Source organism: Pseudomonas medicaginis (genome assembly GCF_965119365.1).
Lineage (GTDB): Bacteria > Pseudomonadota > Gammaproteobacteria > Pseudomonadales > Pseudomonadaceae > Aquipseudomonas.
Genome location: NZ_OZ221631.1, coordinates 5,352,527 through 5,377,772, shown reverse-complemented (window position 1 = coordinate 5,377,772; position 25,246 = coordinate 5,352,527). Strand labels below are relative to the sequence as shown.

At 53.7% G+C, this 25,246-nt stretch carries 26 protein-coding genes and 2 pseudogenes; 19 read left to right on the top strand and 9 right to left on the bottom strand.

The window, feature by feature from the left end; translation table 11 throughout:
- Positions 1–26 precede the first annotated feature (26 nt).
- Both ACMTA2_RS23370 and ACMTA2_RS23365 read left to right on the top strand, forming a co-directional pair.
- Positions 27–1,784, top strand: a complete 1,758-nt coding sequence (locus tag ACMTA2_RS23370; protein WP_413791961.1) for a terminase ATPase subunit family protein — start codon at positions 27–29, stop codon at positions 1,782–1,784.
- Complete coding sequence (locus ACMTA2_RS23365; RefSeq protein ID WP_413791960.1) at positions 1,781–2,788, top strand: phage portal protein; 1,008 nt, start codon at positions 1,781–1,783, stop codon at positions 2,786–2,788. The genes ACMTA2_RS23370 and ACMTA2_RS23365 overlap by 4 nt, the downstream gene beginning before the upstream one ends.
- A 66-nt stretch (positions 2,789–2,854) precedes the next feature.
- Here ACMTA2_RS23365 and ACMTA2_RS23360 read toward each other — a convergent pair whose 3' ends face one another.
- From ACMTA2_RS23360 to ACMTA2_RS23340, 5 genes are all read right to left on the bottom strand, one after another.
- On the bottom strand, positions 2,855–3,325 hold the full coding sequence (locus ACMTA2_RS23360) for a hypothetical protein (RefSeq protein WP_413791959.1): 471 nt from the start codon (positions 3,323–3,325) through the stop codon (positions 2,855–2,857).
- Positions 3,312–4,241, bottom strand: coding sequence for an endonuclease/exonuclease/phosphatase family protein (locus tag ACMTA2_RS23355; RefSeq protein ID WP_413791958.1), 930 nt, complete (start codon positions 4,239–4,241; stop codon positions 3,312–3,314). Before ACMTA2_RS23355 ends, ACMTA2_RS23360 begins: the two co-directional genes overlap by 14 nt.
- 590 nt (positions 4,242–4,831) lie before the next feature.
- Complete coding sequence (gene drt3b / locus ACMTA2_RS23350) at positions 4,832–6,817, bottom strand: antiviral reverse transcriptase Drt3b (RefSeq protein WP_413791957.1); 1,986 nt, start codon at positions 6,815–6,817, stop codon at positions 4,832–4,834.
- On the bottom strand, positions 6,810–8,033 hold the full coding sequence (gene drt3a, locus ACMTA2_RS23345; RefSeq protein WP_413791956.1) for an antiviral reverse transcriptase Drt3a: 1,224 nt from the start codon (positions 8,031–8,033) through the stop codon (positions 6,810–6,812). Before drt3a ends, drt3b begins: the two co-directional genes overlap by 8 nt.
- 459 nt (positions 8,034–8,492) lie before the next feature.
- Entirely contained in the window at positions 8,493–9,674 is a 1,182-nt protein-coding gene (locus ACMTA2_RS23340) for a phage exclusion protein Lit family protein (protein WP_413791955.1), read from the bottom strand.
- Between the two features lie 1,205 nt (positions 9,675–10,879).
- On the opposite strand from ACMTA2_RS23340, the gene ACMTA2_RS23335 reads away from it, so the two are divergent.
- Together ACMTA2_RS23335 and ACMTA2_RS23330 are read left to right on the top strand one after the other, a co-directional pair.
- Positions 10,880–11,362 (top strand): nuclear transport factor 2 family protein, encoded by a 483-nt coding sequence (locus ACMTA2_RS23335; protein ID WP_413791954.1) that lies wholly within the window; start codon positions 10,880–10,882, stop codon positions 11,360–11,362.
- A gap of 140 nt (positions 11,363–11,502) precedes the next feature.
- Positions 11,503–11,730 carry an integrase gene (locus tag ACMTA2_RS23330; RefSeq protein ID WP_003204158.1) on the top strand — a complete coding sequence of 76 codons (228 nt, stop codon included), beginning with the start codon at positions 11,503–11,505 and terminating at the stop codon, positions 11,728–11,730.
- A 16-nt stretch (positions 11,731–11,746) separates the two neighbouring features.
- Here the strand turns inward: ACMTA2_RS23330 and ACMTA2_RS23325 are convergent, their stop codons facing one another.
- Both ACMTA2_RS23325 and ACMTA2_RS23320 read right to left on the bottom strand, forming a co-directional pair.
- A complete protein-coding gene (locus tag ACMTA2_RS23325; protein ID WP_413791953.1) occupies positions 11,747–12,229 on the bottom strand; it encodes a GNAT family N-acetyltransferase in 483 nt (160 codons plus the stop codon).
- Between the two features lie 100 nt (positions 12,230–12,329).
- A complete protein-coding gene (locus ACMTA2_RS23320; RefSeq protein WP_413791952.1) occupies positions 12,330–13,265 on the bottom strand; it encodes a helix-turn-helix transcriptional regulator in 936 nt (311 codons plus the stop codon).
- A gap of 565 nt (positions 13,266–13,830) precedes the next feature.
- Between ACMTA2_RS23320 and ACMTA2_RS23315 the strand changes: the two genes are divergently transcribed.
- The 9 genes and pseudogenes from ACMTA2_RS23315 to ACMTA2_RS23275 all read left to right on the top strand — a co-directional run bounded on the left by ACMTA2_RS23315 (position 13,831) and on the right by ACMTA2_RS23275 (position 20,364).
- Positions 13,831–15,180, top strand: a complete 1,350-nt coding sequence (locus tag ACMTA2_RS23315; protein WP_413791951.1) for an MFS transporter — start codon at positions 13,831–13,833, stop codon at positions 15,178–15,180.
- Between the two features lie 101 nt (positions 15,181–15,281).
- Positions 15,282–15,980 carry a fumarylacetoacetate hydrolase family protein gene (locus ACMTA2_RS23310; protein ID WP_413791950.1) on the top strand — a complete coding sequence of 233 codons (699 nt, stop codon included), beginning with the start codon at positions 15,282–15,284 and terminating at the stop codon, positions 15,978–15,980.
- 21 nt (positions 15,981–16,001) lie between these two features.
- The gene (locus ACMTA2_RS23305; protein ID WP_413791949.1) at positions 16,002–16,760 is read left to right on the top strand and encodes an SDR family oxidoreductase; all 759 of its coding nucleotides are present in this window, start codon (positions 16,002–16,004) and stop codon (positions 16,758–16,760) included.
- 32 nt (positions 16,761–16,792) lie between these two features.
- Complete coding sequence (locus ACMTA2_RS23300; RefSeq protein WP_413791948.1) at positions 16,793–17,749, top strand: 2-hydroxyacid dehydrogenase; 957 nt, start codon at positions 16,793–16,795, stop codon at positions 17,747–17,749.
- 152 nt (positions 17,750–17,901) lie between these two features.
- On the top strand, positions 17,902–18,189 hold the full coding sequence (locus ACMTA2_RS23295; RefSeq protein WP_063324969.1) for a type II toxin-antitoxin system Phd/YefM family antitoxin: 288 nt from the start codon (positions 17,902–17,904) through the stop codon (positions 18,187–18,189).
- A pseudogene (locus tag ACMTA2_RS23290) lies at positions 18,179–18,489 on the top strand (type II toxin-antitoxin system RelE family toxin). Before ACMTA2_RS23295 ends, ACMTA2_RS23290 begins: the two are co-directional and overlap by 11 nt.
- A gap of 95 nt (positions 18,490–18,584) precedes the next feature.
- Positions 18,585–18,989 (top strand): hypothetical protein, encoded by a 405-nt coding sequence (locus tag ACMTA2_RS23285; RefSeq protein WP_413791947.1) that lies wholly within the window; start codon positions 18,585–18,587, stop codon positions 18,987–18,989.
- 183 nt (positions 18,990–19,172) lie between these two features.
- Positions 19,173–19,754 (top strand): hypothetical protein, encoded by a 582-nt coding sequence (locus ACMTA2_RS23280; RefSeq protein ID WP_413791946.1) that lies wholly within the window; start codon positions 19,173–19,175, stop codon positions 19,752–19,754.
- Positions 19,755–19,803: 49 nt separating this feature from the next.
- On the top strand, positions 19,804–20,364 hold the full coding sequence (locus tag ACMTA2_RS23275) for a GNAT family N-acetyltransferase (RefSeq protein ID WP_413791945.1): 561 nt from the start codon (positions 19,804–19,806) through the stop codon (positions 20,362–20,364).
- Here ACMTA2_RS23275 and ACMTA2_RS23270 read toward each other — a convergent pair.
- Entirely contained in the window at positions 20,300–20,683 is a 384-nt protein-coding gene (locus ACMTA2_RS23270; protein WP_413791944.1) for a DUF2834 domain-containing protein, read from the bottom strand. The two genes, ACMTA2_RS23275 and ACMTA2_RS23270, sit on opposite strands and share 65 nt — an antisense overlap.
- A gap of 117 nt (positions 20,684–20,800) precedes the next feature.
- Between ACMTA2_RS23270 and ACMTA2_RS23265 the strand changes: the two genes are divergently transcribed.
- From ACMTA2_RS23265 to ACMTA2_RS23250, 4 genes are all read left to right on the top strand, one after another.
- Positions 20,801–21,610: a helix-turn-helix domain-containing protein gene (locus ACMTA2_RS23265; RefSeq protein ID WP_413795710.1), complete on the top strand. Its 810-nt coding sequence runs from the start codon at positions 20,801–20,803 to the stop codon at positions 21,608–21,610.
- A 17-nt stretch (positions 21,611–21,627) separates the two neighbouring features.
- Positions 21,628–21,993 (top strand): VOC family protein, encoded by a 366-nt coding sequence (locus ACMTA2_RS23260; RefSeq protein ID WP_413791943.1) that lies wholly within the window; start codon positions 21,628–21,630, stop codon positions 21,991–21,993.
- Positions 21,984–22,787, top strand: coding sequence for a diaminopimelate epimerase (gene dapF / locus ACMTA2_RS23255; RefSeq protein WP_413791942.1), 804 nt, complete (start codon positions 21,984–21,986; stop codon positions 22,785–22,787). Before ACMTA2_RS23260 ends, dapF begins: the two co-directional genes overlap by 10 nt.
- 71 nt (positions 22,788–22,858) lie before the next feature.
- The gene (locus tag ACMTA2_RS23250) at positions 22,859–23,305 is read left to right on the top strand and encodes an NUDIX hydrolase (RefSeq protein ID WP_413791941.1); all 447 of its coding nucleotides are present in this window, start codon (positions 22,859–22,861) and stop codon (positions 23,303–23,305) included.
- A 6-nt stretch (positions 23,306–23,311) separates the two neighbouring features.
- On the opposite strand, the gene ACMTA2_RS23245 is transcribed toward ACMTA2_RS23250, so the two are convergent.
- On the bottom strand, positions 23,312–23,878 hold the full coding sequence (locus ACMTA2_RS23245; RefSeq protein WP_413791940.1) for a nucleotidyltransferase family protein: 567 nt from the start codon (positions 23,876–23,878) through the stop codon (positions 23,312–23,314).
- A gap of 113 nt (positions 23,879–23,991) precedes the next feature.
- Between ACMTA2_RS23245 and ACMTA2_RS23240 the strand changes: the two genes are divergently transcribed.
- Positions 23,992–25,089 carry a sterol desaturase family protein gene (locus tag ACMTA2_RS23240; RefSeq protein ID WP_413795709.1) on the top strand — a complete coding sequence of 366 codons (1,098 nt, stop codon included), beginning with the start codon at positions 23,992–23,994 and terminating at the stop codon, positions 25,087–25,089.
- 55 nt (positions 25,090–25,144) lie between these two features.
- A pseudogene (locus ACMTA2_RS23235) lies at positions 25,145–25,237 on the top strand (suppressor of fused domain protein); the annotation flags it as partial.
- Positions 25,238–25,246: the final 9 nt, after the last annotated feature.

Here is a 25,246-nt window from a genome sequence, read left to right as displayed (position 1 = left end):
GCAGCCATGGGCGGCAGGATCCGGTCATGACGACTGCCTTGCTACCCATCGATCCCCGACGCCAATCCAAGTTTCTCTACTGGATGGGCTGGCGCGTCTGCGAGATTGCCGAAGCCACCGGCCAAAAAGAAAAAACGCTGCACAGCTGGAAGGCCCGCGACGAGTGGGACCGAGCGGACAACGTCGAACGCATTGGCGGCGCCCTGGAGGCGCGCCTGGTGCAACTGATCCTCAAGGACAATAAAACTGGTGGCGACTTTAAGGAAATCGACCTGCTTCACAGGCAGCTTGAGCGCCAGGCCAGGATTCAACGCTACCAGGGCGGAGGTACCGAAACCGATCTCAACCCGAACCTTGCCAAACGCAACGAAGGGCCGAAGAAAAAAGCCGCCAAGAATGACATCAGCGAAGACCAGGTCGAGCTGTTGCGTGAGGCCTTCATCGATGGCTGTTTTGATTACCAGAAAGACTGGTATCGGGCTGGCAACCAGCGTACCCGCGTCATCCTCAAGAGCCGGCAAATCGGCGCAACGTACTACTTCGCCCGTGAGGCGTTCATCGACGCTCTGGACACTGGGCGTAATCAGATTTTTCTGTCGGCCTCGAAGAACCAGGCCTACCTGTTCCGTGGCTACATCCAGGCCTTCGCTCGGGAGGTCATCGGCGTAGAACTGACCGGCGACCCGATTGTGCTGCCCAACGGCGCGGAGCTGTTTTTCCTGGGTACCAACGCCCGCACTGCCCAGGGATATCACGGCAATTTCTACTTCGATGAGTTTTTCTGGACCTTCAAATTCGAGGAGTTGAACAAGGTCGCCTCGGGCATGGCGATGCACAAGAAGTGGCGCAAGACCTACTTCTCGACTCCGTCGAGCATGGCCCACGAAGCGTACACCTTCTGGACGGGCGAGCGCTTCAACAAGGGCAAGCCCGCCGCGCAGCACACCAAGGTTAATGTGACCCACGGCGCGCTCCAGCAGGGGCGGTTCTGCGAGGATCGACTGTGGCGGCAGATCGTCACGTTATTGGACGCCGAGCGGGGCGGGTGCGATCTGTTCGACATCGAGGAACTGCGCCGGGAGTACAGCCCCGAAGCGTTCGCCAATTTGTTGATGTGTGAGTTTGTTGACGACGGGGCGAGCATCTTTCCGCTGGCGTTGTTGCAGTCGTGCATGGTCGATAGCTGGGTAGAGTGGGGCGAGGACTATAAGCCGTTTGCCCTGCGTCCGTTCGGAGATCGACAGGTGTGGGTCGGCTATGACCCGGCCGAGACGGGCGACTGTTCCGGCTTGGTGGTGGTCGCGCCGCCGATGGTACCGGGCGGTAAATTCCGCGTGCTCGAGCGCCATCAGTTTCGCGGTATGGACTTCGCCGCCCAGGCTGCCGCCATCAAGGCTGTATGCGTCCGTTACTGGGTGACCTACATCGGCATCGACGTCACCGGTTTGGGCAGTGGCGTGGCCCAACTGGTGCGCCAGTTCTTCCCCGCGGTGACCACCTTCAGCTATTCGCCTGAGGTGAAAACCCGCCTGGTGCTCAAAGCCTATGACGTCATCCACAAGGGGCGGCTGGAGTTCGACGCCGGCTGGACTGATATGGCGCAGTCGTTGATGGCTATCCGCAAGACCATCACTGCAGGTGGCCGCCAGTTCACTTACACCGCGGGACGCAACGACAACACCGGCCATGCCGACCTGGCCTGGGCGCTCTTCCACGCATTGCACAACGAACCGCTTGAAGGGCAGACCGCTGTCAATACCGGGCGAATGGAGATTTTCACATGATCGAACAACTCGCTAGCCAAGCGCTACTGCCGGCCACCCTTGACGCCCCCAGTGCGGGTACTCAGGTGTTCAGCTTCGGGGATCCGACGCCGGTGCTGGGGGGGCGGGAGGTGTTCGATTACTTGGAGTGTTGGTTCAACGGACGGTGGTATGAGCCGCCGTTGTCGCTTAACGGCCTCGCCCGGTCTGTGGGGGCGAGCGTGCATTTGCATTCGGGGTTGATGTTCAAGCGCAACCTGCTGAGCAAAACGTTTATCCCGCATCCGATGCTGTCCCGGGCGGCTTTTGAACAGTTTGCCCTAGATTTCCTGTGCCTGGGGAATGGATACCTGGAGAAACGACGTTCGGTGCTGGGCAACACACGGCAACTGGTGCCGTCGTTGGCGAAGTACATGCGCGCTGGGCCGGAGGGGCAGTTCTATCAGGTGCAGGGCTGGAAGAACGAGCACGCGTTTGAACCGGGCAGTATCTTCCACTTGCGCGAGGCGAATTTGCACCAGGAGATTTATGGGATGCCGGAGTGGATCAGTGCGTTGCAATCGGCGCTTCTCAATGAGTCGGCGACGCTGTTTCGACGTAAGTATTACGAGAATGGGAGTCATGCAGGATTTATCTTGTACATGACCGATGCAGCGCAAACTGAGGCGGATATCGACGCTTTACGTAAAGCGCTGAAGGAGTCGAAGGGGCCGGGGAATTTTCGGAATCTGTTTGTCTATTCGCCCACTGGCAAGAAGGACGGCATCCAATTGATACCGGTAAGCGAGGTGGCGGCCAAGGATGAATTCAACTCGATAAAGAATCAGACCCGTGATGATGTATTGGCGAGCCTGCGCATTCCACCACAGTTGATGGGCATCGTGCCGCAGAACGCGGGTGGGTTTGGGGCGATTAACGAAGCAGCGCGGATTTTCATTACAAACGAATTGGGCCCCATTCAGGCGAGAATGACTCAACTTAATGATTGGGCCGGGCAAGAAATACTAAAATTCCAGATCGATTAGATGGACGCAAGGGCCCTAAATTTGACCTGCGGCGCTGCGTGCTGCAGCGCCGAGCTGAGTAGATTATTACGATTGCTCATTGGAGCCTACAGGGAGGTTGATAAGTCTGTAGAGCTCCTTTCCAACTTCTGGGTCTGTGAGCATCAGTGCTAAAATTCTTTCGAGTGATTTTTTGTCTTCACACAAATATTTATCGCCGCCAAACTTTATCTGGCAAGGATAGCCTCGTTTATGGATGTCAATCTCTCCAATGTCAGATTTGTTATCGGTATTCGCTAGCGGGTTGAAAGCAACTATATAGGTGATGTATTCAATTTCTTTGGGTGGAGTTTTGCTAGAAAAAACTCCGAGCCCTAATAGAGCAGCCATAGCGCCGCCTTCTCTTCGAGTTTCGCGTTTGATATTTACCTTGCCATCGCTCGCTGCAGAGACTTCTGCATTCATTTGATCGAATATAGCGTTTATCTCGGAAATGATTGCCGCCGCGTCCGCTGCCGCTTTGAGTCCCTGATCAAAAGCACTCTTAAAGTTGGCCATTATTAACTACCTTCTCAATTATTCCATACACTGGTATGTGGTCAAATTTTGATTTTGTGCTAACGACGAGCTCCGCTAATCCGGGGACGTCGCTTAGATGAGTATTGTCATCCGCTAGCCTCCACTCTTTTGCAGAAACAAAAGCGTGCGAATAAATTATCTGATCGAAAGTGTGCCACCTTGTAGTTGTCCCACTTTTATAGTAATAGCTGCCCCCTTTAAACGATTGACCAACTTTTCCTTGGCCCATTTGGCTCCAGTAGGGGTTGTAAAATAAATGCTCTCGCCTATGCACCAAGTCGATGTCTCTCGTCGCCATTACTTGAGCGCTCAAGGATTGATCGAATGGTTCATCATTATAATCGCCGAGAAGTATTATGTGAGGTGGCGTTAAGCTTACGTTGAGAATTTTATCAACTTCGTCACGTAACCGAATACCAAGAACATCTCTGTCGGCATGGTTTTTATGACACCAGAGTCTGCTAGGCCAGTGTGACGCAAAGATATTGAATACGGTGCCAGTGTCTTTCTCTAAAATGTCTATTCGCTGAGCGATTTTAAGAGTGCTTGTCCCTTTTTCTGATGTAATGTTTTCTGTGTTTAGTATGATTATTTTTTGCGGGTTATAAATATAACAGATGTCAAATTGTGATTTTCCTATATTTGACACGCCAGATCGAAACTCTAAGTTATTCAACAATTTAATAGATTGTAGATACTCATAGTCCTCTGATGAGATTTCACCAAGAGCCATGAAGTCGACTTTAGAAGTTGTAAGTAGATATACAATTACTTCAACGGCATTTTTTCTGAGGTCTTCACTGCCTCTACTTTTTCCTGATGGAGCAAGGCTAGTGTTCCACCAGGCAAGTGTTATTCTTTTACCAGCTCGGAGACTATTGTCAGTAGTGATCATGTTATAACCATAGTAGTCACTTTTTACCAGTTTACGCTGGCGCTGGGTGATATCATAGCTTCAAAATCAGCATCCGGTGGATGCCATTTGTAGGGACTTACAGTAAGGAGAGGTGATGTAATGAGGCTGTACCTGCTGAGAGAGCACTGACGACCTAATTTGCAACTTCTCAGCCAGACGACGCCACGAAGGTACTGGACCGGATTAGGAACGGTGGGCTAGGGGATGCTCCGAGAAATGAGGAGCCGCGCCTATGGGCCAGGGCTATTTTGGCAACCTTTAACTTTTATCCAGCGCCTTCATAGGAAAAGTACGATTCCTAGGTCTTGGATTCTTTATCTATGTCATCCGGATAGCTTAAAGGGGACACCCCGAAGGGGGGAACACGCACGGCCCATCGTGTGTCCTTCGACCAGCAACCTCCATGGTGCCAGGCGCCATATTGGTTGCTCAGATGGTCTAGGTGCGCCTTTCATGTTCGATGACGGTTTGCAACCGCCTTCGAGTTTTACTCAACGTATTCGCAGATATCTCGTAAGCTCTGGCCTGGGTCAAGCTGACCTGCATGTTCCCAGCTCAATCCTATCCAATTAGTATGGGGTACGCAATTCCTTTTTCTTCAAAACCATTCCAAGATCTGCTGTTTTATTCCAACCAAAAAACCATGTCCTATTACTAACGTCTTCCAATAGTTTTTTGGTGCGGTCATTTAAGTTTTTTTCTGATACGTGCTTTAGTACACGTTTGGCAATGTTGTGTTTCTCTAAAGCTGACACGTGCGGGCATGATAATAGATCGAAAAATAAAAAAACATTCTCCGCTTCGTCCGCCCAGTGTTTAAGTGCGAATCGCTCCGTGGAGAAACTGACTGCAGCGCGGACCATTTTTTCTAGATTAGGAACCCCACCTACGTAAGATATTAGAAAGACTAGCTGAAAGTAGTCAAAATTACTTCTTAGAGTGATTTCGTTTTCTGAATCGATTTTTAAGTTAAATATTTGAGATAAAAACTTCGAATCGAATATGTAGGCGTCACCAAAGCTCCGAAGCACGATCAATAGATTCATTACCTCTATTTTATGCTCTGGAAAGTCAGAGTTTGCTTGCTGTATGATTAAGCGTGATTCTTCCACGACTTTTCTGATAAGCGAGTCCTGAAGGTCGGCTGGAAGGGGTTTCATTATTTTGGATATTGTGAGTATTATTTCTGATATTTGATACGTCTGTCTCACCCGTAAAGTCATGGAGTAATAGAAAAAAACGATATCAATAACTGCGGTAAGAAAAAAATAAAGATCATTAGCAGGGTCAGGCTTATTCGATCTTATTTTTTTTCTTACCATTCGAGATAGAAATTTCTTGAATATCCCTAGGAAGTAGTTTGCAGTCGCATCATAGGAGCCAGTCTCGCTAATGGAACGTTTTATGGCTGCGATTGTTTGCACAACTGCTGCTGTAACATTATCAATTTCTTTGAGGTGAATAATAGTGGAACTTTTTCCCGTGTCCTCACTTGTTTCTGATTTGATTTCTACATATTTATTAAAAAATGCAGCCACATTAAGAGAGATGTTGTGGCGAGAAATTGATGTGTTTGTAATATAGGGGCGAACGGTGTCAGTTGTTTTAGCGTGATTTACAGCGAGTTTATATTCTGAAAGCGCATCGGGGATGAGTTTTTTTAAGGTGTCCTGAACGCTAAGCTGAGTTGTGTAAATGAAGTAGTCATCAACATATCTTCTTATTGAATAGTCAATGTCTAAGCGTAACCCAAGTTTAGTGCAGCGATTTACTATATCCAGATCTATCTGTTGAAGTATGATTTCCGCAAAAATTCTGGATATTTCAGGGCCAATGATAATGCCTGCTGTCTCACCATGATTGGCATTCTGAATAAGCTTGTCAAAACGATTTTCAAAAGAGTTTTGTGACTTGTTTCTCTTCGCGTGGCCCTTATTTTTCACTGCCCAAGCGATGGTATGAGTATAGATTCGATTAAAACAGTCAGAGATGTCCATCATGGTTAAAAGTTTGAATTTCTTCTCCAACCTCAAAAACTCCAGGGAGTCGTAAAATCGGAAAAGAAATGGAAATTTTTTATAAGCAAAGTAGGAAGTGCCGGTGTTTGGAACTGCTTCAAATCCATCAGTTTCTATCTGAATGTCCTCGGCCGAAGCGTTGCCAGTAGCACGGGAGCGTTCGACATAGTAGCTTGCTATAGAAGCTGGAGCCCTTAGGGAAAAGGGGCTTCGCTGACATAGTCCTACAATAAGGTGGTCATATTGAGAATAAAAAATACCTGTTTCGAGTTGCTGTGCAGGATGCATAATAGCTAGGCCGCGAGACTCAAAAGAGTTTTTTCGAATTTTATATTTATAGGGGATTGTCGGCTGGCTTTTAAAGATATCTAACCCGTGCTCGGATTTTAGTTTTTCAATTAGTCCATCTTTAGCTGCTAGGTATAAGCCCTCGTTTGAGAATAGCATTGGTACTTCATAAGGAAGTGTTTCGGTTAGTATTGCTCGATATTCGTCGTTCTTCCTAATGCGGACTTTGTTATTGGCGGGTTTATACATGGCCCCAAACTCTCTTGATTTCCATAAGGTGCTCAGGCTTAAAAGGTCTTACAATTTTTTGTTGAAAACCTTGCATGAGTGATATTTTTAAGAGTTCACGGCGCTCATTAACTGATAGGAGAGGCCAGAGTCTCCGCCCCAGTGAGCCGCTCTTGCTGCATAATGCTTTTTGCAAAAAAATATCGATGCCAATAAGATCACAATGACGCTCCTTATCAATCAGTAAATGATTAAAATGTACGCCCGCATACAATTTTCCTCTCGCTGGATCTTTTCCTATGTTGTAGTTGCTTGCCAAGAACGTTAATCGAGACTTGAGCAGGGCAAAGTCTTTTGTTTTGCAAAATTCAAATAGTGCTAGCATTATTCGGGTCTTTATTTTTTTTATTTTCTTTGTTGCTATCCCGACCTGTAATGTTGTTGGCTTGTCTTTGCTTTCACTCAAAAAGTTGAATTCGTACCCTAGATACGTAACACTAGATCCTCCGTCACTTGTGCTGACGGGGCCCCTATGAGAGTGGTGCAAGGAAACGCATTTTTTGGAATGGAACGATAGTCCGTCCGGTAAATATATATTTTTTGCAATATCACCTGGGTCCTCACAAAACAGCATAAAAATATCATCAACGTATCTAGTGTAAAAATAGCAGCCAGGTAGTGAGCGGCATGACGCATCAAACTCTCTCATATATAATTCAGATAACGTGGAGCTTAACGAAATTCCTCTAGGTAAGCCTGCGTATTTACATAACTCAAGATTGGAAAATAGCTTCTCAAGAATTTTCTTTGATTCAAATGAAAGCCTATGATCTTTATAGGCAAGGTCTAATGCTTTCGCGCGCGGTATAGATTCGAAAAATTTTGTAATATCTAATTTTTGCAACCAGAACTCGCAACTTTCAGCCAGTAGAACTTTGATCTGAGGAAGTATGCTATTTCTGTCGGTTGTTTTTATGTTGAAAACACGTTTTATGTTGTCGTTGAGCTTTCTTAGCGCGAATTCATCCGTTATGTTCTGGGGGGAAAAGACTTCTCCATGCGCCATTACATTTTTTTTAAAATCTGAAAATGTATATGTTGATTTTGATATCGACTCCTCAACTGTGGCTAATTTTGCACGATAATCATCGCCTCCAGCGCCCATGTCATACTTGAAAATGTCTTGTCTGGTCAGAAGGCGCATGAAATTTTTGGAGGAGAAATGTTGGTTCAACATGCTGAGCTCCTTGCTGTTTCCACTTTCCTGTGGTTCTACGTCGCTTGGTAGCCCACCAAGGAGACGCAAAATGGGATCACTCAGGGAGGCTACGGGAAACCTCCAATGCTTTTCGATGATGACACATTCGATTGGATAATCGTCTAAGTGCTGCCCAAGAATTTTATTAATTCAATCTATCGGTTCGCGCAAGGTGATTGAGAAAGCTGTGTGCCACCTCTCGTATGTGTTGCTAGAAAGCGCACTAGGTGTTGCTTTAAATCCATCGTTAAATTCAAGACTCGTTTGCCGATCGAGGCTGTCATGGAGTGACAGATGTTCGAAGCTACGAGGTATTAATACCTGTAGCGGGCAAACATCAGTCTTCAGGTTTTCACTGATTGCAAGGCGATTTGTTGCTAGACGAAGGAGCTTGGCTCGTGATGCTCCGTTGGTAGGGGAGGTGCTGCTTCAGCCATTTTAACTTGGCAGCCAATCCTGGTGATCTGCAACACCACGCTTACCTACTGCATACGCATGCAGCAGGAAGCTGCGATTATCTGACCAGATTGCACCGATTAACTCAGCAACGTCGGCCTGTTGCTTGAGGTACGCGTCTAGTCCCTCCTGTTCGCCTGGGCAATGGCTTTCTATAAATTCGCGTGTAACATTAGCGATGGTAGCTAGACGATCTGCCAACGGTGGATGCTTCTGATCTTTCCGATAACCTTTTTCATCTCCGGTGAGCATGATTTGATATCCGCGCTTGATAAAATCAAGAACAGATAGGATGAGGACTGCGCCAACATTGGTTTTAGCGCAGTGGTTGGGGCCGCGGGGATTATTCTGTCCCAACAACATGCATATGACTGAGCCTAAAACATCGGCCTCGGTTTCCTTAGCTTGGGAAATTGATGACGCTTCACCTCCTGCCCCCGCAGTCCCTCCCCAAGAATGCTCAAGCACGTGATGGCTGTACTCATGAGCAAGTACAAACCAAGTCATGGCCTCATCAATGTCACCGATTAAGTGAATTTGACGGTCTCCCGTGATCTTTATGGAGCGACCGATGTCCGGTGTTTTTGGGTTCGTGCAGTAGTCCAGAAAGAACATGCCCCAGTCTCTGCGAAGCTCGGTGTCGGCCATCAAAGATTTCATCACTGGTTTTGCATCCCAGATCATCTCTATGACGTCCCCATTAGTCGGGCCCATAATTACAGTGCGAGCGAATAGTTTCGCCAAGCGATAGATCAATGTGGTCAGGTGCCTAGTCATCATGATCACACTCGCCTGGGTGCTTATCACGGGCATCTGCATGGCCTCCAGATGGTCCCCGTGCAGGATGCCCACGGAAACACCGCTACGCAGTGAAAGGCCAAGCCCTGAGATGACTTTCTCGATTTCACGGGCTTCCGACTCAAAACTGATGTGCGTGAGCGGGTCGTCCTCGGGCGCTACTTTAGCCCCCATTTTACTGAGGATGTTCTGCCGCAAATCAGGCAGTACCGTGTCAGGGAATTGTTTCTTGATGAATTCAACGGCGGCATCCAATTGGTCGGGCTCAAGGCGCAGTCGGTAGCTATCATCGGTTTTGAAATGCTTCTGCTGCTGCGCCCTGTAGTCTTTTGCTGCCTCCAACTCCGGATTATCGGAAGTGCTCATGTCTGATCCTTCAGTAGGTGTGCTTAGAGGGTTGCGCTGAATATGTTTACGTTGAGCATGACCTAGGTTACCAGTCGGCGATTATACCGGTCGCGACGGATAACTAGATATGAACGGGTGCTCAAATCGGCCGAATTCGTGCGCGTGGATTTTTTTGCATGTCTCCTTTTGGCGCGCGCCGTCATCCCCCCACCACGCCTCCGGTCTAAATGGGTCTTTTTTTCCGCAGTCCTGCACATGGCTGAGCGCGGCTAAGCTCGGGCGTTGCCGTGATGATCGTGGAGGCCAAAAAGCCTGCGAATGCCTGCAAAGGTTGGGGGGCCGCACGGTGTGTTCCCAGACGTGGCTTGTTGCCAGATACGAGTAACCATCCGACGCCGACTTTCAGGAACGCAGTCGGTAATGTGGTAATTCCGAAACTGTTACACCGACAAAAGCCCGTATTCATTGGCTTTGATGGATTACCTCGTAAAGTGATTTTGAGTAAGAAAAAGGGTAATATCGTCGTAAGTGATTGATTTATAAAATATGAATAAAAAGAAAGATTACTTCCTCAAAAGGTAATTGCCTTACTTCTACATTACTTAAAAATCACCTTGCATCAATCCTGTACAGGCCCAGTGAAATCAAGCCCTTCAAGTGGATCAGAGGATTGAGCTGCCAAAATGACTCATTTCCGACGCCGTTCCCAAAAAAACGCATAAAGCCCTATATTGCAGCTCGCTTCCTGTTGCTGCACAGACTCCATGGGACTGCCATGGGAACGCTTGCACGCTAACTATCGCCCTGAAACCCTTATAAACCGGGGGACGACTTCGCGAAAATCGCAATCGGGTGCTTTCGAATCTCTCCTTCACCGCCACATTCGATATACACAAGACCCCTGGTTTTCCAAGAAAACCAGGGGTCTTGTGGTTTCTGCCGTCTGAAAAAATGACGACAGGGGCAATGGCCCCAGGCGCGCGATAGCTTCCCGGTGAGGGTGGGATATTGAGCACCGGGGCAAGAAGGTCGCTAAGACTGAAGGCGGAAAGGCACGGCAAATTGCTTGATGAACGGCTGCCAGTGGAACCCTCGCCACTGGACAGAATCAGGCAACCTCACAGCAGTATCGGGCAAAGGTTTCTGGGCACATGCCGTTAAGGTCCTCCTGGAGGAGTGTCTTATCAACCGCATTGCTGTGAGAGAACATCATGACCAGATGGATGAATTTTGCTTGGCGGGTCCAGGCTCTTGCGCTGTCTTTAATATTGTTTACGAACAACGTCTGGGCTTCGGAAAACACCCAGCACGCGAATGCGACTCTGGTCCGCCAGGCGTTCACTAACTGGCAGCAGGGCAAAGGCACGGCGTTCGATCTGCTGGCGCCCAATGCGAAATGGACCGTGGCCGGGACGAGCCCTGTTTCCGGTGTCTATAACAGCAAGGCTGAGTTGGCCGAAGTCGTGCGGCCGATTACTGCGCGGCTGGCAACACCGATTGTCCCCACGGTGCAGAGCATCGTTGCTCAGAATGATGTCGTGGTTGTTCTGTGGAACGGCACGGCCACGGCGCTTGATCAAAAACCCTACAACAACACCTACCTGTGGCACATGACCCTCAAGAATGGTCAGATCATTGAAGTCACAGCCTTCCTGGACACCTACGTGCTGAACGATCTTATCCGGCGCGTAAAACTCCCACAGTAGTGGCTGGGCTATCTTGTTGGCTGTGAAGCAGTTCGCTTTTCCGTAGCGTGCTCTCCAAAAGCTTTACTCGATTCAGAACAAAAACCGGAAATGCGTGGTCTTTGTCAGTACCCCAAGTCGTCTCTCCCTGAGGTCGCACAATGAGTCTGATTGATTGCCCTGAATGCGCTTCCCGAATTTCCGACAAGGCCTACGCCTGCCCACATTGCGGCAATCCTTTCCGGGAGCCGAGTTTCCGCCTGACCGAGAAGAACGTGGGCCAGATTGCCGGGGTGACCGGCGTCTGGCTCACCGCGCCGTGGATCGCGCGGATGGTCTTTGGTGTGGTGGCCGTGATTGCGGTGGCGGCGGTATTGATTCTACGGTGACTGTGTCGATAGCCAGCTAGCGAGCCGGGTCCGCCGTGCAAGCGCTCTGCCGAACATAATAATTGTCGAACTCACTGCTTTCGAAAAATTGGAAACCGTGGCGGAGGTAAAAGCGATTCGAGGCGCTTTCCTTAAGGGCACCCACCCTGAGCGGGAGCGCGCTCGCGTCCGCTTCCTTGAAAATATGATCGAGAACAGCAGCGCCTATTCCTGAGCCTTGCACGCAGGGCCTGACATACAAGTGGTCAAGCAAGAGTTCATTGTCGAAAGGCTTGACCACCACGAACCCAACCCTCTTTCCCGATACCTCGATGTGGCGTGTATAGCGAGGTTCAAAACCTCCAAGAAACCGCTCGCGCGCCCGCACCGGGTCAAATCGCCCCACACGCTCCAGACTTTCGCGCATGGCCTCGATTCGAATATCCACCAGAGCGTCTGAGTCGCTTTGTTGAGCGGGGACCAGAGTGACTGGAGGGTTTTGATGGGGGGTGAGGGCCATTGTTCACGCTCTGATTTTCATCCGGGGAGCCAGTATAGATAACCTAGCGATGCCGGCTCATGGCGCCGAAGTTGAGTACACGAATTAGCCACACGGGCTACTAGCCATTGTTCAACGGCAACTGCGGACTGTCCGGATTCAACTGCTGTCGCCTGAACTGCCCCGGCGGCTGTCCATGTATCTGGCGAAAACGCCTGGAAAAATAGGCCTCGTCGGCAAACCCGCACAACCTCGCCACTTCGCCCACGGGGCGGGTGCCATTGAGTAAGTAATTGCGCGCGGCATGCATCCGACGTTCGAGCACCAGTTCGGTGAAGGTCTTGCCGATTTCCTTGCGCAGCCAGTGGGTCAGGTACGTCGGTGACAGGTAGGTCGCTGCTGCCACCTTGATCAGGTTGAGGTCGGGGTCGGCGATGTTCTTGCGCAGGTACTCGGACATCCGGCCCAGCGCATCGCGTCGGCTGACTTCGGCGGCGTTCTCTTCGGCCAGGCGCTTGAGCGGCTCGGCGTACAAGGCGCAGACGCTGCCGATCAGTTGCAGCAACAAGCCCTTGAGCATCTCGCGGGTGCCGAACTGACGATTCTGGTCCAGGCCACGCATCTGTTCGATCAGCGCGCAGGCTTTAGCGAAATCCTCATCCCCCAGAATGAAGTCCAAGTGTTCCTGGAAACGGAACGGTGACAGTTCCGGCGCCAGCAGAATCGAGACCTCTTCCAGGTCCATCGGGTCGCACTGCAGATGCGGCAGCAGGAACGTCTGGGAAAAATTGATCACCATGAAGTTGCTCTCGGCCGGGTGCAAAATCATGTGCACGCGGTGGGGCAGGATGAAGGCCAGGGTGTTGCGCGGAAACGGACGTTCGACGTTGCCAATGTGTTGCACGGTGTCGCCGCCAAGGTTGATCTGGATCTGGAAGTATTCGTGGCGGTGCGGGCTGGTTTCGGCGCGTCGGCCCTTTTTGTCGCGGATGTAGAAATCCGTCAATTCGCTGCGTTGCTGCATGACGTAGGTGGGGACTCGGCTCGGTGATGACATCTCCTGGGAATCCTTTGCGGTGCATGACGGTGATGACGATTGTGACTGTGCACCTTGATGATTTTCAAGAAGTCATACGATGACGAGACTGTCGGCGTGAATTTTCTGTCTCTCGAAAATGGAGGGCGCCTGTCCAAAAACGATAAGTTTTATCTTGTTAATTTATTGTTTAAAAACAAATAGTTATTTTGAGTTTGGCAATAGTCTGAAAAAAATCACCAATCTGATTTTTTTGGACAGGTTCCTTTTGCGCGGTTTTAAACGGGAAAAATGATCTAACAGCTCGGTTGATTTTGAGTTGTTGTACGACCACTGTTGGGCCACGCAACCCGATCCTCCATCCAAAAACAATCAAAAGGTGCGCACATCATGAACCTGTTTCTGCTTCACGCTGACCCTCCCGACCGCTCCTGCAACAGACCCTGTTGCAAGGCCTCTTCGAACACCTGACACCGGCTGTTCGTACCCCTCATTTCAGTAGCGATTGTTCTGCCCCGGCATCGAGGGCATTGATTTCGGCTGCTCGTAAACATTTCGACGCTTCTAACAATAACGAGGTCCACTCATGTCGAATTCCCACACCTCCCAGACCGCCGCAACACCGGTGGTTGCCGGCGTCCGGGACGCCGCAGTGCCAGAGCGTCTGCCGTCGCGGCGGCGTTGGTTCATGCTGTCGTTGCTGCTGATCGCGACGATCATCAACTACATCGACCGGGTGAATATCTCGATTGCCGCGCCGTTCCTCGCCAAGGACCTGGGCCTGGACAAGATCGAGATGGGCCTGATTTTTTCGGCGTTTGCCTGGACCTACGCCATTGCCCTGGTGCCCGCCGGGTTCATCGCCGATCGCTTCGGTTCCCGGTTCACCTATGGGGTGTCGCTGATCAGTTGGTCGACCGTCACCGTGTGCCAGGGCTTTGCCACGGGCTTCGCTTCGCTATTCGGTCTGCGCCTGGCCGTCGGCGCGATGGAAGCGCCAGCGTTTCCGGCCAACAGCCGGGCGGTCACGGTGTGGTTCCCGGCGCGTGAACGGGGCCTGGCCAGCAGCATTTATGTTTGCGGCCAGTACTTGGGCACGGCGCTGTTTACCGGTGCGCTGCTTTGGCTGGCGACCACCTACGACTGGCGCCATGTGTTCTACAGCACCGGCGCACTTGGCATCGTCTTCGGTGTGGCCTGGCTGTTCCTGTATCGCGACCCGATGAACTGCAAGAAAGTCAGCAAGGAAGAACTCAAGTACATCGAAGCCGGGGGAGGGCTGGTCAAGAGCAGCCAGGAGCGCACCCGCTTCAACTGGCGGCAGATCGCCGAGCTGTTCAGCTATCGGCAGGTCTGGGCGATTTGCATCGGCAAGTTCGCCAGCACGTCGGCGCTGTACTTCTTTCTCACCTGGTTCCCCACGTACCTGATCGAAGAGCGTCAGCTGACCATGATCAAGGCCGGGATCTTCGCCGTGCTGCCGTTCGTGGGCGCGACGGTGGGCATCTTGCTCGCCGGGATTGTGTCCGACCTGCTGATCCGTCGCGGCTACTCGCTGTCCTTCGCCCGCAAGTTGCCCTTGGTGGTCGGGTCGATGCTGGGCATGTCCATCGTGCTGGTGAATTTCACCGATTCGAATGTGATCTGCATTGCCGTGCTGACGATTGCCTTCTTCGCCCAGGGCATCGCGTCGTCCTCGTGGGCGGCAGTGTCGGAAGTGGCGCCCAAGGAACTGATCGGGCTGACCGGCGGGATCACCAGCCTGGCGGCCAACATCGGCGGGATTGTCACCCCCATCGTGATTGGCGCAATCGTCCACAAGACCGGCTCATTCGCCTTGGCCTTCTGGTTCATCGGCGGCGTGGCGCTGATCGGCACCTTGTCCTACTCGTTGCTGCTCGGCCGTTTGTATCGCATTGAACTCAAGGCGCGCTGAGCCCGGAAAAAACCGTTTTTCTCCAACACGAGGCGGCATTCCTCCAACTTCGCCAAGGATTGCCGCCGTACGCTGACCCTTCCAACAGGACTTTTATCAGGATGAACATGCCCGAATATGTCTTTACCCCGGACCTGCCAGTGACCTTGCCGGTTGTCGGCACCCCTCAGCGTTTTCCCGTCGGCCGGGTCTTTTGCGTGGGGCGTAATTACCCTTGGCCTGATACCCAGGGTGAATCCCGCGTGCCGCCGGTGTTCTTCATGAAACCTGCCAGTTGCGTAGTGGAAGCGACGGGTGGGATGACGTTTCCATCGGTGACCGAGGAGTTCGTTCACGAAATCGAATTGGTCGTGGCCATCGGTGAGGGCGGCGCCAACATCCCTGAGAGCCAGGCGCTGGCTTATGTGTGGGGCTACGCGGCGGGTCTGGATCTGACCCGGCGTGATGTCCAGCGCATGGCCAAGCGCAACGGTTTGCCGTGGGAGGGCGCCAAGGTGTTCGACGGCGCCGCGCCAATGACCGCCATCGTGCCGGTCTCCCGGGCGGGGCACCCCGATGGCGAGTTGTGGCTGAACGTGAACGGCCAGGAGCGCCAGCGCGACAGCCTCGACAGCCAGATCTGGTCGGTCAGTGAAGTGATCGCCCGTATCTCCCAATCGGTGGCGCTGCGGGCTGGCGACCTGATCATGACCGGTAGCCCGGCAGGCGTCGATGTGCTGCAGCCGGGCGATGTCATCACGGCGGGCATCGATGGCATCGGCGAACTGGAAATGCGCGTCGGTCCGCGTTTATCTGACTGAATTCGAGAAGGGAGAATCCACATGTCCAACACATTGAAAGTGGCTCTGGTGACTGGCGCCGGCAGCGGGATTGGCCGAGCGGTGGCCCTGGGCCTGATAGCAGACGGTTACACGTTGGTGCTGGCCGGGCGCCGCCCCGAGCCCTTGCAGACATTGGTCGAGTTGGCGGCCTGCGAGGGACGCGAAGCCTTGGCGGTACCCACCGATGTGCGCGATCCGGCCAGTGTCGATGCACTGTTTGCCGCCATCGCCGAGGCCTACGGACGCCTGGACGTCGTGTTCAACAACGCCGGGGTCAACGCGCCCGCCGTGCCGCTGGATGAGCTGACGTTCGAGCAGTGGCGAAACGTGATCGACACCAACCTCAACGGCGTTTTCCTTTGCGCCCGCGGTGCCTTCGGCCTGATGCGCCGGCAGCAGCCCCAGGGTGGACGGATCATTAACAACGGTTCGATCTCGGCCCACACCCCACGACCGTTCAGCAGCGCCTACACCGCCAGCAAACACGCGGTGCTGGGGTTGACCAAATCCCTGGCCCTGGACGGACGCGAATACAACATCGCCTGCAGCCAGATCGACATCGGCAACGCCCTCACGGAGATGTCCGTGCGCATGACCAAGGGCGTACGCCAGGCCAACGGCAGCATCGCGGTGGAGCCGATGGTGGACGTCAAGCATGTCGCCGATGCGGTGCGCTACATCGCCGGCCTGCCGTTGTCGGCCAACGTCCTGAACATGACCGTCATGGCCACGGCCATGCCGTTTGCTGGCCGCGGTTGAGCCTGTCTTTTCCATTCCGTTACGAGGTCTACATGAAGCCAGAAGTCTTGCAACTCAGCCCGATCCTGATCCCTGAAATCAACGCCCGGCTCAACGAGCTGTTCACGGTGCGGCGCTATTTCGAACAGGCCGACAAACAAGTCTATCTGCAAGAACACGGTGCCAATATTCGCGGTGTGATCACTGGAGGGCATACCGGCATCAGCCAGGCGCTCATGGCCCGACTGCCCAAGCTGGAAGTGGTGGCGGTCAACGGCGTGGGCACCGATGCGGTGGACTTGGCTTACGCCCGGGATCGCGGAGTCCGTGTCACGGCCACCGTCGGTGCGTTGACCGAAGATGTCGCCGACTTGGCAATCGGTTTATTGATTGCCGTGTGTCGCGGCTTGTGCACCGGTGATCGCTACGTGCGCTCCGGCCGATGGCCCCAGAGCCCGACGCCACTGTCTCCGCTGCCGCTGGCCCGTCAGGTGTCCGGTATGCGCATCGGCATCGTCGGCATGGGGCGGGTCGGTCGCGCCGTGGCAACCCGCGCCGCCGCGTTCGGTTGCCCGATCAGCTACACCGACCTGCAACCCATGAGCGACGTGAACCACACTTTCGTCGCCGACCTCAAGCAACTGGCCCGCGACAGTGACGCCCTGATCCTCGCGGCCGCTGCCGACAAGGCGGAAGCCATCATCAATGCCGAGGTGCTGCGTGCCTTGGGCCAGGGCGGGTATCTGATCAATGTGGCGCGGGGCAAACTGGTCAACGAGGCCGACCTGGTGGCGGCGCTGAGTTCTGGTGAAATCGCCGGTGCGGCGCTGGATGTGTTTGTCGATGAGCCGCATGTGCCCGAGGCGTTGTTTGGCAATGAGCAGGTGGTGCTGCAACCCCACCGGGCGAGCGCGACGTTGCAGACCCGCACGCGGATGGGGGAGATGGTGGTGGCGAGTCTGGTGGATAGTTTTGCTGGGAAGGTGCCGCAGGGGTGTGTGACGGGGTGAAGCGCAAGAGTTGCGGCTTCGCGGGCCAAACCGATGAATGTGCTCTGTTGAGCTAGGGGGCGGAAGGTAGGTCTCAGGTGTGCAACGGCTGTGCTTGCTCGGTCAGCCAATAAAGACCAAAATAACGACCTATTTAAGCGGGAGCCGCCTCCATGCAAATCATTTTGGCTGATGTGGCCGTCAGCGTATCCGAACTCAAAAAGAACCCCTCATCCGTCCTGAGCGGCGCCAACGGCGCGCCAGTGGCCGTGTTGAACCATAACCGTGTTATGGGTTACATGGTCCCGGCAAGTGTCTACGAGGCGATGGTTGATCGCTTGGAGGAGCTGGAACTGGCGCAAGTGGTAAAGGCACGCATCGAGGCCAATGAAACACCTGTTCGGATGTCCCTTGATGAGCTCATTGGCGAGGCTGAGGCTGATATCGTCAATGGGCGTTGATTATGATGTCGAGTGGGATCCGAAGGCACTCAAGGAGCTTAGAAAACTGACGGTGCAATCCGTCTGCAGCTTCTGAAAAAACTCCAGTCCCGGCAGGGCAACCCGCGAGTGCCAGCCGACGCGCTTCATGGAATGAAGGATTGCTACAAGATCAAGTTGCGTGGGGCTGGGTATCGACTGGTGTACCGCATTGAGGAAGAGCGGATTGTCATTCTGGTGGTAGCGATTGGCAAACGGGAGCGCGGCAACGTTTGCGATTCGGCCAGGAGCCGGGCTGGTATGCAAGAAACAAAGGGGTAAGACGATGAGCGCAGCCCGTAACGACTTTCAAACCGTGATCGCAACGCTTGGCGAGCTACATGCGGTACTGGATCGCCTGCGCAGTGAGTTTGTACATGGCATCAAGACCCCCTGCCGCTTTTGAGGCGACCTGCACGTCTGTGCAATTGATCAAGGACCTGATGGAGACGCTCGGGCTCACCGGTTCAGACCTCCCTGAAATCGGTGATAAAACGGCGGTGTCCAAAGTGCTCAATGGCGATAGGATTATCAGTCACAAGATGGCATATGCGCTGGCGGAGCGGTTTGCGATGGAGCCGAGTGCTTTCTTGACCGCGACCTCAGCAAAGGTGGCGGCTCATATCGAAACTGTCCCTCTTTCCGTTAGCGTTTCAGGTCATTACGTTTTGCACGAGGACTCCCTGACCGCATATTCAGTGGAAGAAGCCAGTGCCGGTGAATACAAAGTAATGACTTCGAACGGCCGCAGAAAGACAGCCAAAGAGCCGGATAAGGGGTAGGGCAATCATCTGCTGATCAAGGGGCAGGGTTGGTTGTCGATCCACAGGAACTTCGGATGACACGCGCCCCGATACATCGGCCATTGCAGCCAATCCCCGAACCCTCTATAAAATCTCGCGCTGGCATCGCGTTCCTCTCGACCGTCGTTGGCCCTGGATATCTGACCCGCATGGAGCATCATCGTGAGCCAATCGTCACGCCCCCTAAACGCCCGAACTGACATTTGCCCGCGTACGACGTCCCGCGTCCTGCGACATGCCTGGAATCTCACCTTACTGACCCTGCTCACCGGCTGCGGAGCGCTGTCGGATGTCCGCTCTTTCTCCACCCCTTACTCAACGCCAGACGGTGGTGAGACCGCACGCTTGCGGGTGATCAGCGATGGCATGGTCAGGGCCGTACCCAAGTCCGATTGTGTGGACTTCCGCCTGCCGGGCGCCGGGGTCATGGTGGCGTTCCGCGATGGCTACGCCAATCGCAACGGCGAAAGCCTGGGCATGCCGGATGACGACAAACACCCATCTTCCACGGTCATGACTGAGCTGCTGGTGCCCGCCGGGCAGCCCATTGCTTTTCATTACATCGGTGCCCAATGCTACAACATGTTCAGCTTTGTCCCTAAGGCAGGGGAGGATTACCAACTGGACGCTGCGGGGCGTTATGAGTGTGAGGTAAGGCTCAAGCAACTGCCTGCGGCAACGACGCAACTTCCCCGTTCATTCTTGAAGGACAGCAAACTGTGCAGGGCGACGGATAACTTTTAGCGTGGAGGGTTTTCCAAGGACGCCATAACGTTGAAAAAGGAGTTTCATCATGAGCCCCATCCCCACGTTCCAAACCCGACGCCTCATCCTCACACCCCTTGAACTGACGGATGCACCGGCGATCCAGCAGCTATTTCCCCATTGGGAAGTGGTCCGTTACCTGGACAGCCGCGTGCCCTGGCCTTACCCGGATGACGGCGCGCTGACGTACGTGCGCGACCATGTACTCCCGGCTATTGCAGCCGGACGCGAGTGGCACTGGATGATCCGTATTGCCGAAGCGCCGACGCAGAGCATCGGCAGCATCAGCCTGTACGACCAGCCCGGCAACAATCGAGGGTTCTGGTTGGCGCCGCCGTGGCAGGGGAAGGGCTATATGCGCGAGGCTTGTGAAGTGATCAATGCCTATTGGTTCGAAACCCTGGAACGCCCCGTCATGCAGGTGCCCAAGGCGGTGGGCAACCTGGCTTCGCGCAGGGTTTCGGAGCGCGAAGGCATGCGCATGATCGGGACGCAGCAGGGGGATTTTGTTTGTGGGGCGTTGCTCAAGGAGGTTTGGGAGATGACGCGTGAGGCGTGGCTTGAGAAAAAGGCGGATGGGGGTGAGTAGACGTCACCGATGATGATTGGCGTCCAAATCCGTTAACGACGATGTATAACAGTGGACCGATTGATACGAAGATGGCCGTGATCAGTATGTAGGGCAGCAACGACATGAACGACCTGCCTTTCGAGCGAGTGTCCCTGTACATCCAAATGCACGCCATGCAAGCGAGCAGATAGAGATCGATGACTACTTGCGCGGTGTCTGGGCTAGACATGAGCCTGACGCCGAATTCCAGGAGCGATTGTTCGGCGAGAATCACAGTACTGGCCGTGTACATTGAAAAAAACAGCAGCGCGACAAGTGCAACGTAGGGTCTTTTCACTTTACCTCCTTGGACTCGTTCATTGGTCAATAGAGGTAGGCTAGTGATATGGCCGTCATGGTTTCAATGACCTCTGAGGTCATGGACGCCACTCACCCGCAATGCCAGAGTCAACGGATGACCAGTCGACCTTTTTCTCGAACAACGCCACCAACCTCAGCCGGTGCGCAACTGCGTCACTTGCGCCAACAGGCCGGACTGAGTCAGTTGGACTGTGCACTGATAACCGGGTTATCCCAGCGTCACCTTAGTTGCATCGAGACGGGGCGCGCCAAGCCAAGCCCTGGCACTCTGCATAACTTGTTGACTGCCTTGGATGTACCTTTGGAGCGATGCAACGACATCTTCATTGCCAGTGGCTATGCCCCACGCTACGAAACGACGCCGCTCACGTCTTCGTCAATGGAAGTGGTACGTGATGCCATTAATCATGTCCTTCACGCCAATAACCCCGCTCCGGCGATTGTTCTGGGTGCCCAATGGGACATCCTTGCAGCCAACACCAGCGCGGGTGTTCTGTTCGATCTGGTGGGTCTTGCCAGGGATGCAGCTGATGGGCTCAACCTCTTGGTGACACTGCTGCAACCCGGTGGCTTGGGCGATCATTTGAGTAACGCCGAGGAAATAAGATTAGTGACCTGGCAACGGGCATCTCGGGAAGCCTTGAGTAATCCTGCGTTGGCTGAGATTCTGAAGAGCCTGCCGGCCCCACAAAGCTCTGCGGCGCGGGTTAACGAGCTGCCTCCGCTGTTGCTGACGCGAGTCGACTCTCCCCATGGAGAGCTGAAGTTCATGTCAACGTTCACAACCTTCGGCATGCCGCTCGACATCACGATGAGCTCATTGCGTATCGAGCATCTGATTCCTGCCGACGCGAAGACCTGGGAGGTAATGACTAAGGCATATGAGCAGGCGCAACACCAATAATGATCAAGGAAGAACACATGCAACCGTCACTCAATCGAATCATGCTGTATGTCCGGGACGTTCAAGCGACCTGCGATTTTTATGAGCGTCATTTCAGTTTTACCAGTGAAAGAAAAGTCGATGACCGCGTCACCGAATTGCGTCCTGCAAACGGTGGCGCGATCCTGATGGTTCATCCGGCAGGGAAGGCCGTTAAAACAGGGCAAGTCACCGTAAAGCTTGTCTTTGATCTCCAGGATGTCGAGGGTTTCAAGGCCAAGTGCATGGCCCAGGGCCTGAAATTTGGCGCTACGCACAGGGCGGACGGTTACTCTTTTTCCAACGCCAAAGACCCCGACGGTAATTCCATTTCCATCTCCAGCAGGGCGTTTGCATGCCGCTGAAGTTTCAAAAGATGCATGCCAATGGCGATGACTTCGTGATTGTCGATTCGCGAAATTCGGCCAACCCGGTGACGAGTGCCATGGCCCAGCGAATGGGGGATCGGAACCGGGGGGTGGGCTTCAACCAACTCGCGGTGTTGCTCGATTGCGACGATGCCGATGCGCGCGTGATGTTCTGGAACGCGGATGGCTCCGCGCTGGACGTTTGTGGCAGTGCGACGCGGGGTGCGGCGGATATGCTGATGCGCGAAGCAAATGTGGCTTCGGTGGCGTTGCGCACTAACCGTGGTCTGCTCACGTGCGAGCGCACCCCAACCGGCGATATTTCCGTCGACATGGGTGTGCCGCTTTTCGGCTGGTCGGACATTCCTTTGGCCCAAGCACTGGACACCGCCGTGTTGCCACTTGCCGGCAGTCCAGCCGCCTGCAGCATGGGAAATCCGCACTGCACCTATTTTGTCGATGATCTGGCAACCGTTGATATCGCGACCATCGGCCCGGCCATTGAAACCAACGCGCTATTTCCACTCAAGACCAACGTTCATTTCGTCCAGATCATTGATCGCACACATATTCGCTTGCGCATCTGGGAACGCGGGGCGGGTATTGCGCTGGGTTCGGGATCCTGTTCGTGTGGCGCGGTTGTTAATGGGATTCGTCGTGGTTTGCTGGACGATACCGTCGAGGTTGAATGTGATGGCGGCCGCGTGACGGTTCAATGGGATGGCGTGGGCGCGGTCTTTCTTATCGGGCCGGTGGAGGCGAGTTTTTCGGGGACGATGAGTCAGGGCTGAGTCGGTATGTGTTTCAATCCCTGGGATTGGCAGGACGTTGTGCATCATTAAATCAAAAGGAAGTTTTATTCATGTCGGAGCAACGCATTCGCCCCCTCGCTCTTTGTATCTTTCATCATGATGGAAAAATACTGGTCAACCAGTTCTACGATGCCAATAAAAACCAGACGCTTTTTCGTCCGATTGGTGGCGGTATCGAATTTGGCGAAAGAAGTCGCGATGCCATCGTCCGAGAAGTGCAAGAGGAGCTGGGTGCCTCGATCAGTGATCTTCGACTGATTGGCACCTTGGAAAGCATTTTTACCTACGCCGGCAAGCCTGGGCACGAGATTGTCCAAGTCTACGATGCAAGGTTTGACGACGCCGACCTCTACGACAAAACCTGGTTGGAAGGCTTTGAAAGCGACGGCGCATCATTCAAGGCAACGTGGTGCTCCAGTGCCAGTTTCACGGCTATATCACCCCTGGTACCTGAGGGGCTTTACGATCTGCTCAAGTCGGCTTCGCTCTTGGAGTGAGTGGGATCAGCGAAGGTCATCCATTATCCTGAGCCACGGCCAGCGAGCCTGATAACTTTTCGCCTTCTCATCGAACAAATCGGGCTGGGAGTTCTTTGGATTGATACGAAGAATGCCTTGCTCGACATCGTCGAGCCCGTAGGGCGCATACACTTCACTTGTTTCAACATCCAGTCCAATACACGTACCCGCAACCAAGTAACGATCAATGCCGTCCCTGGCCGACTGAAGTTGAGGATAAGGCTTGCCAAACCGCTGGCCGTACCAAAGGTGGACGCGAGCCTGATTCTTGATCTCGATGTTGACGTCGAGGTCCTGGAAGACACGCTGGGCGGTGTTGATGACTTCATTCTCGGCTTCCCAAGACAGATCAGGGTCGAAGTAAAAAACGTCGTAATCCTTCACGCCCCATGCCGGTGGCCGTTGCGACTGATGATTCCAGACAGCTTGGAACAGGCAGCCAGCGGTGAGCATGCATTGATTCAAACCGAGCGAAGGCAAGCGCGAAGTGATTTGCGCATTGATTGGGTTGGTCATTGCTATCCTGACCAAGCTTTCGACTGTCAATGTCATATTCATCCTATGGAGTTGTCGGTCCAGGCGACTGATCATACCTATCTGAAAACCCAAGCTCATCCCAACGCGACTGATTTACAATGCCGTTCCTTCGACAGAGACCGGCCTTCGTGGATGCGTTTTCCCTTGTCTATCAACACCTGAGCGCATGGGTCATCGCACCCGTCACCCAGCAGTTCCTCGGCATTTTCAACCTGAACGGCCGTCTCGGGGTCCTGTTTCTCTGCGCCTCCTACGGTGTCGCCTACGGCCTGTTCCGTTACAGAAAACACCGCGGCCTGACCGATGCCCGTTCGTTCTGGCAATTCATTGGCGGCAATCAGGTGCATCTGCACCGTTCGGCACTGCTGGACTATCGCTACTACTTCGTCCGGGCGATTCTCAAGATTGCCTTGGTGTTGCCCATTGTTCATCTGGTCGATCCGTACATCCTGCGCTCCGGGGATTACCTGGCTTTTTTCAGCAACCTCTGGGGCGCGCGTCCGCGCCTCGGTGAGAATTTTTCGCTCGCGTTGCTTTATGGGCTTGGGGTGTTCCTGGTGAAGGACTTCGTCCACTACTGGGCGCACCGGGCGTTTCATTCGCGCTGGCTCTGGGCGTTTCACAAGGTTCATCACTCGGCGCCCGTGCTGGTGCCGGCTACGGCCAGTCGGGTGCATTTTGTGGAAAAGATCGTCGAGAAGCTCGGCATCACCGCCTGCCTGGGCCTCTTCGCGGGAGGCTTCTGGTATGTCTGTGGTGGTGAGATCAGTCGCTACACGCTGTTCGGCGTGACGTACCTGGTGTTCATCTTCAATAGCCTGGCGGCCAACTTGCGTCACACCCATGTCTGGTTGTCCTTTGGCCCGGTGCTGGAACATGTGCTGAACAGTCCGGCCCAGCACCAGATCCACCACAGCGATGCACCGCGCCATTTCAACCGCAATTTCGGCGTCAACCTGTCGCTGTGGGACTGGATGTTCGGCACGCTCTATGTCACCCGCTCGCAGCCCGAGCACTTGCGTTTCGGCACCGGAGAACAGGACCACCAGCGTTACCTGACGGTGTATAGCCTGATTGTCACGCCTTTCGTCGAAACAGCCCGCAAGTGCCTGCCTGCGTTTTCATCCCAACGCCAACACGCCACTATTGGCTCAACAGCTGCCATCGGATCAGCACTCATTGACACCGGTGAAGCCGAGCAAAAACCCAGCAAGGAACGCCCATGAGTTTCTTCAAGAAGCTCTTTGCTTCATCGAAAGCCCCTGGAGCTCAGGACGACGAGGCCTGTCCGATCCTTTCGATGATACGGAAGGAATGGGCAACGGTTTCGAAATGGAATGGTTCGTTGAAACCGCGGATATTCCCGAGCGCTCCCTCCTGGCG

Excerpts from the sequence above, each read along its gene's own strand:
- ACMTA2_RS23275 (WP_413791945.1), top strand. The coding sequence starts at position 19,804 with ATGAGCCCCATCCCCACGTTCCAAACCCGACGCCTCATCCTCACACCC.
- ACMTA2_RS23315 (WP_413791951.1), top strand. The coding sequence starts at position 13,831 with ATGTCGAATTCCCACACCTCCCAGACCGCCGCAACACCGGTGGTTGCC.
- ACMTA2_RS23340 (WP_413791955.1), bottom strand. The coding sequence starts at position 9,674 with ATGAGCACTTCCGATAATCCGGAGTTGGAGGCAGCAAAAGACTACAGG.
- ACMTA2_RS23260 (WP_413791943.1), top strand. The coding sequence starts at position 21,628 with ATGCAACCGTCACTCAATCGAATCATGCTGTATGTCCGGGACGTTCAA.
- ACMTA2_RS23265 (WP_413795710.1), top strand. The coding sequence starts at position 20,801 with ATGACCAGTCGACCTTTTTCTCGAACAACGCCACCAACCTCAGCCGGT.
- ACMTA2_RS23355 (WP_413791958.1), bottom strand. The coding sequence starts at position 4,241 with ATGATCACTACTGACAATAGTCTCCGAGCTGGTAAAAGAATAACACTT.
- ACMTA2_RS23325 (WP_413791953.1), bottom strand. The coding sequence starts at position 12,229 with ATGGCCCTCACCCCCCATCAAAACCCTCCAGTCACTCTGGTCCCCGCT.
- ACMTA2_RS23305 (WP_413791949.1), top strand. The coding sequence starts at position 16,002 with ATGTCCAACACATTGAAAGTGGCTCTGGTGACTGGCGCCGGCAGCGGG.
- ACMTA2_RS23250 (WP_413791941.1), top strand. The coding sequence starts at position 22,859 with ATGTCGGAGCAACGCATTCGCCCCCTCGCTCTTTGTATCTTTCATCAT.
- ACMTA2_RS23320 (WP_413791952.1), bottom strand. The coding sequence starts at position 13,265 with ATGTCATCACCGAGCCGAGTCCCCACCTACGTCATGCAGCAACGCAGC.
- ACMTA2_RS23245 (WP_413791940.1), bottom strand. The coding sequence starts at position 23,878 with ATGACATTGACAGTCGAAAGCTTGGTCAGGATAGCAATGACCAACCCA.
- ACMTA2_RS23300 (WP_413791948.1), top strand. The coding sequence starts at position 16,793 with ATGAAGCCAGAAGTCTTGCAACTCAGCCCGATCCTGATCCCTGAAATC.
- dapF (WP_413791942.1), top strand. The coding sequence starts at position 21,984 with ATGCCGCTGAAGTTTCAAAAGATGCATGCCAATGGCGATGACTTCGTG.
- ACMTA2_RS23360 (WP_413791959.1), bottom strand. The coding sequence starts at position 3,325 with ATGGCCAACTTTAAGAGTGCTTTTGATCAGGGACTCAAAGCGGCAGCG.
- ACMTA2_RS23330 (WP_003204158.1), top strand. The coding sequence starts at position 11,503 with ATGAGTCTGATTGATTGCCCTGAATGCGCTTCCCGAATTTCCGACAAG.
- drt3b (WP_413791957.1), bottom strand. The coding sequence starts at position 6,817 with ATGTATAAACCCGCCAATAACAAAGTCCGCATTAGGAAGAACGACGAA.
- ACMTA2_RS23335 (WP_413791954.1), top strand. The coding sequence starts at position 10,880 with ATGAATTTTGCTTGGCGGGTCCAGGCTCTTGCGCTGTCTTTAATATTG.
- ACMTA2_RS23365 (WP_413791960.1), top strand. The coding sequence starts at position 1,781 with ATGATCGAACAACTCGCTAGCCAAGCGCTACTGCCGGCCACCCTTGAC.
- ACMTA2_RS23310 (WP_413791950.1), top strand. The coding sequence starts at position 15,282 with ATGAACATGCCCGAATATGTCTTTACCCCGGACCTGCCAGTGACCTTG.
- ACMTA2_RS23370 (WP_413791961.1), top strand. The coding sequence starts at position 27 with ATGACGACTGCCTTGCTACCCATCGATCCCCGACGCCAATCCAAGTTT.
- drt3a (WP_413791956.1), bottom strand. The coding sequence starts at position 8,033 with ATGTTGAACCAACATTTCTCCTCCAAAAATTTCATGCGCCTTCTGACC.
- ACMTA2_RS23295 (WP_063324969.1), top strand. The coding sequence starts at position 17,902 with ATGCAAATCATTTTGGCTGATGTGGCCGTCAGCGTATCCGAACTCAAA.
- ACMTA2_RS23285 (WP_413791947.1), top strand. The coding sequence starts at position 18,585 with ATGGCATCAAGACCCCCTGCCGCTTTTGAGGCGACCTGCACGTCTGTG.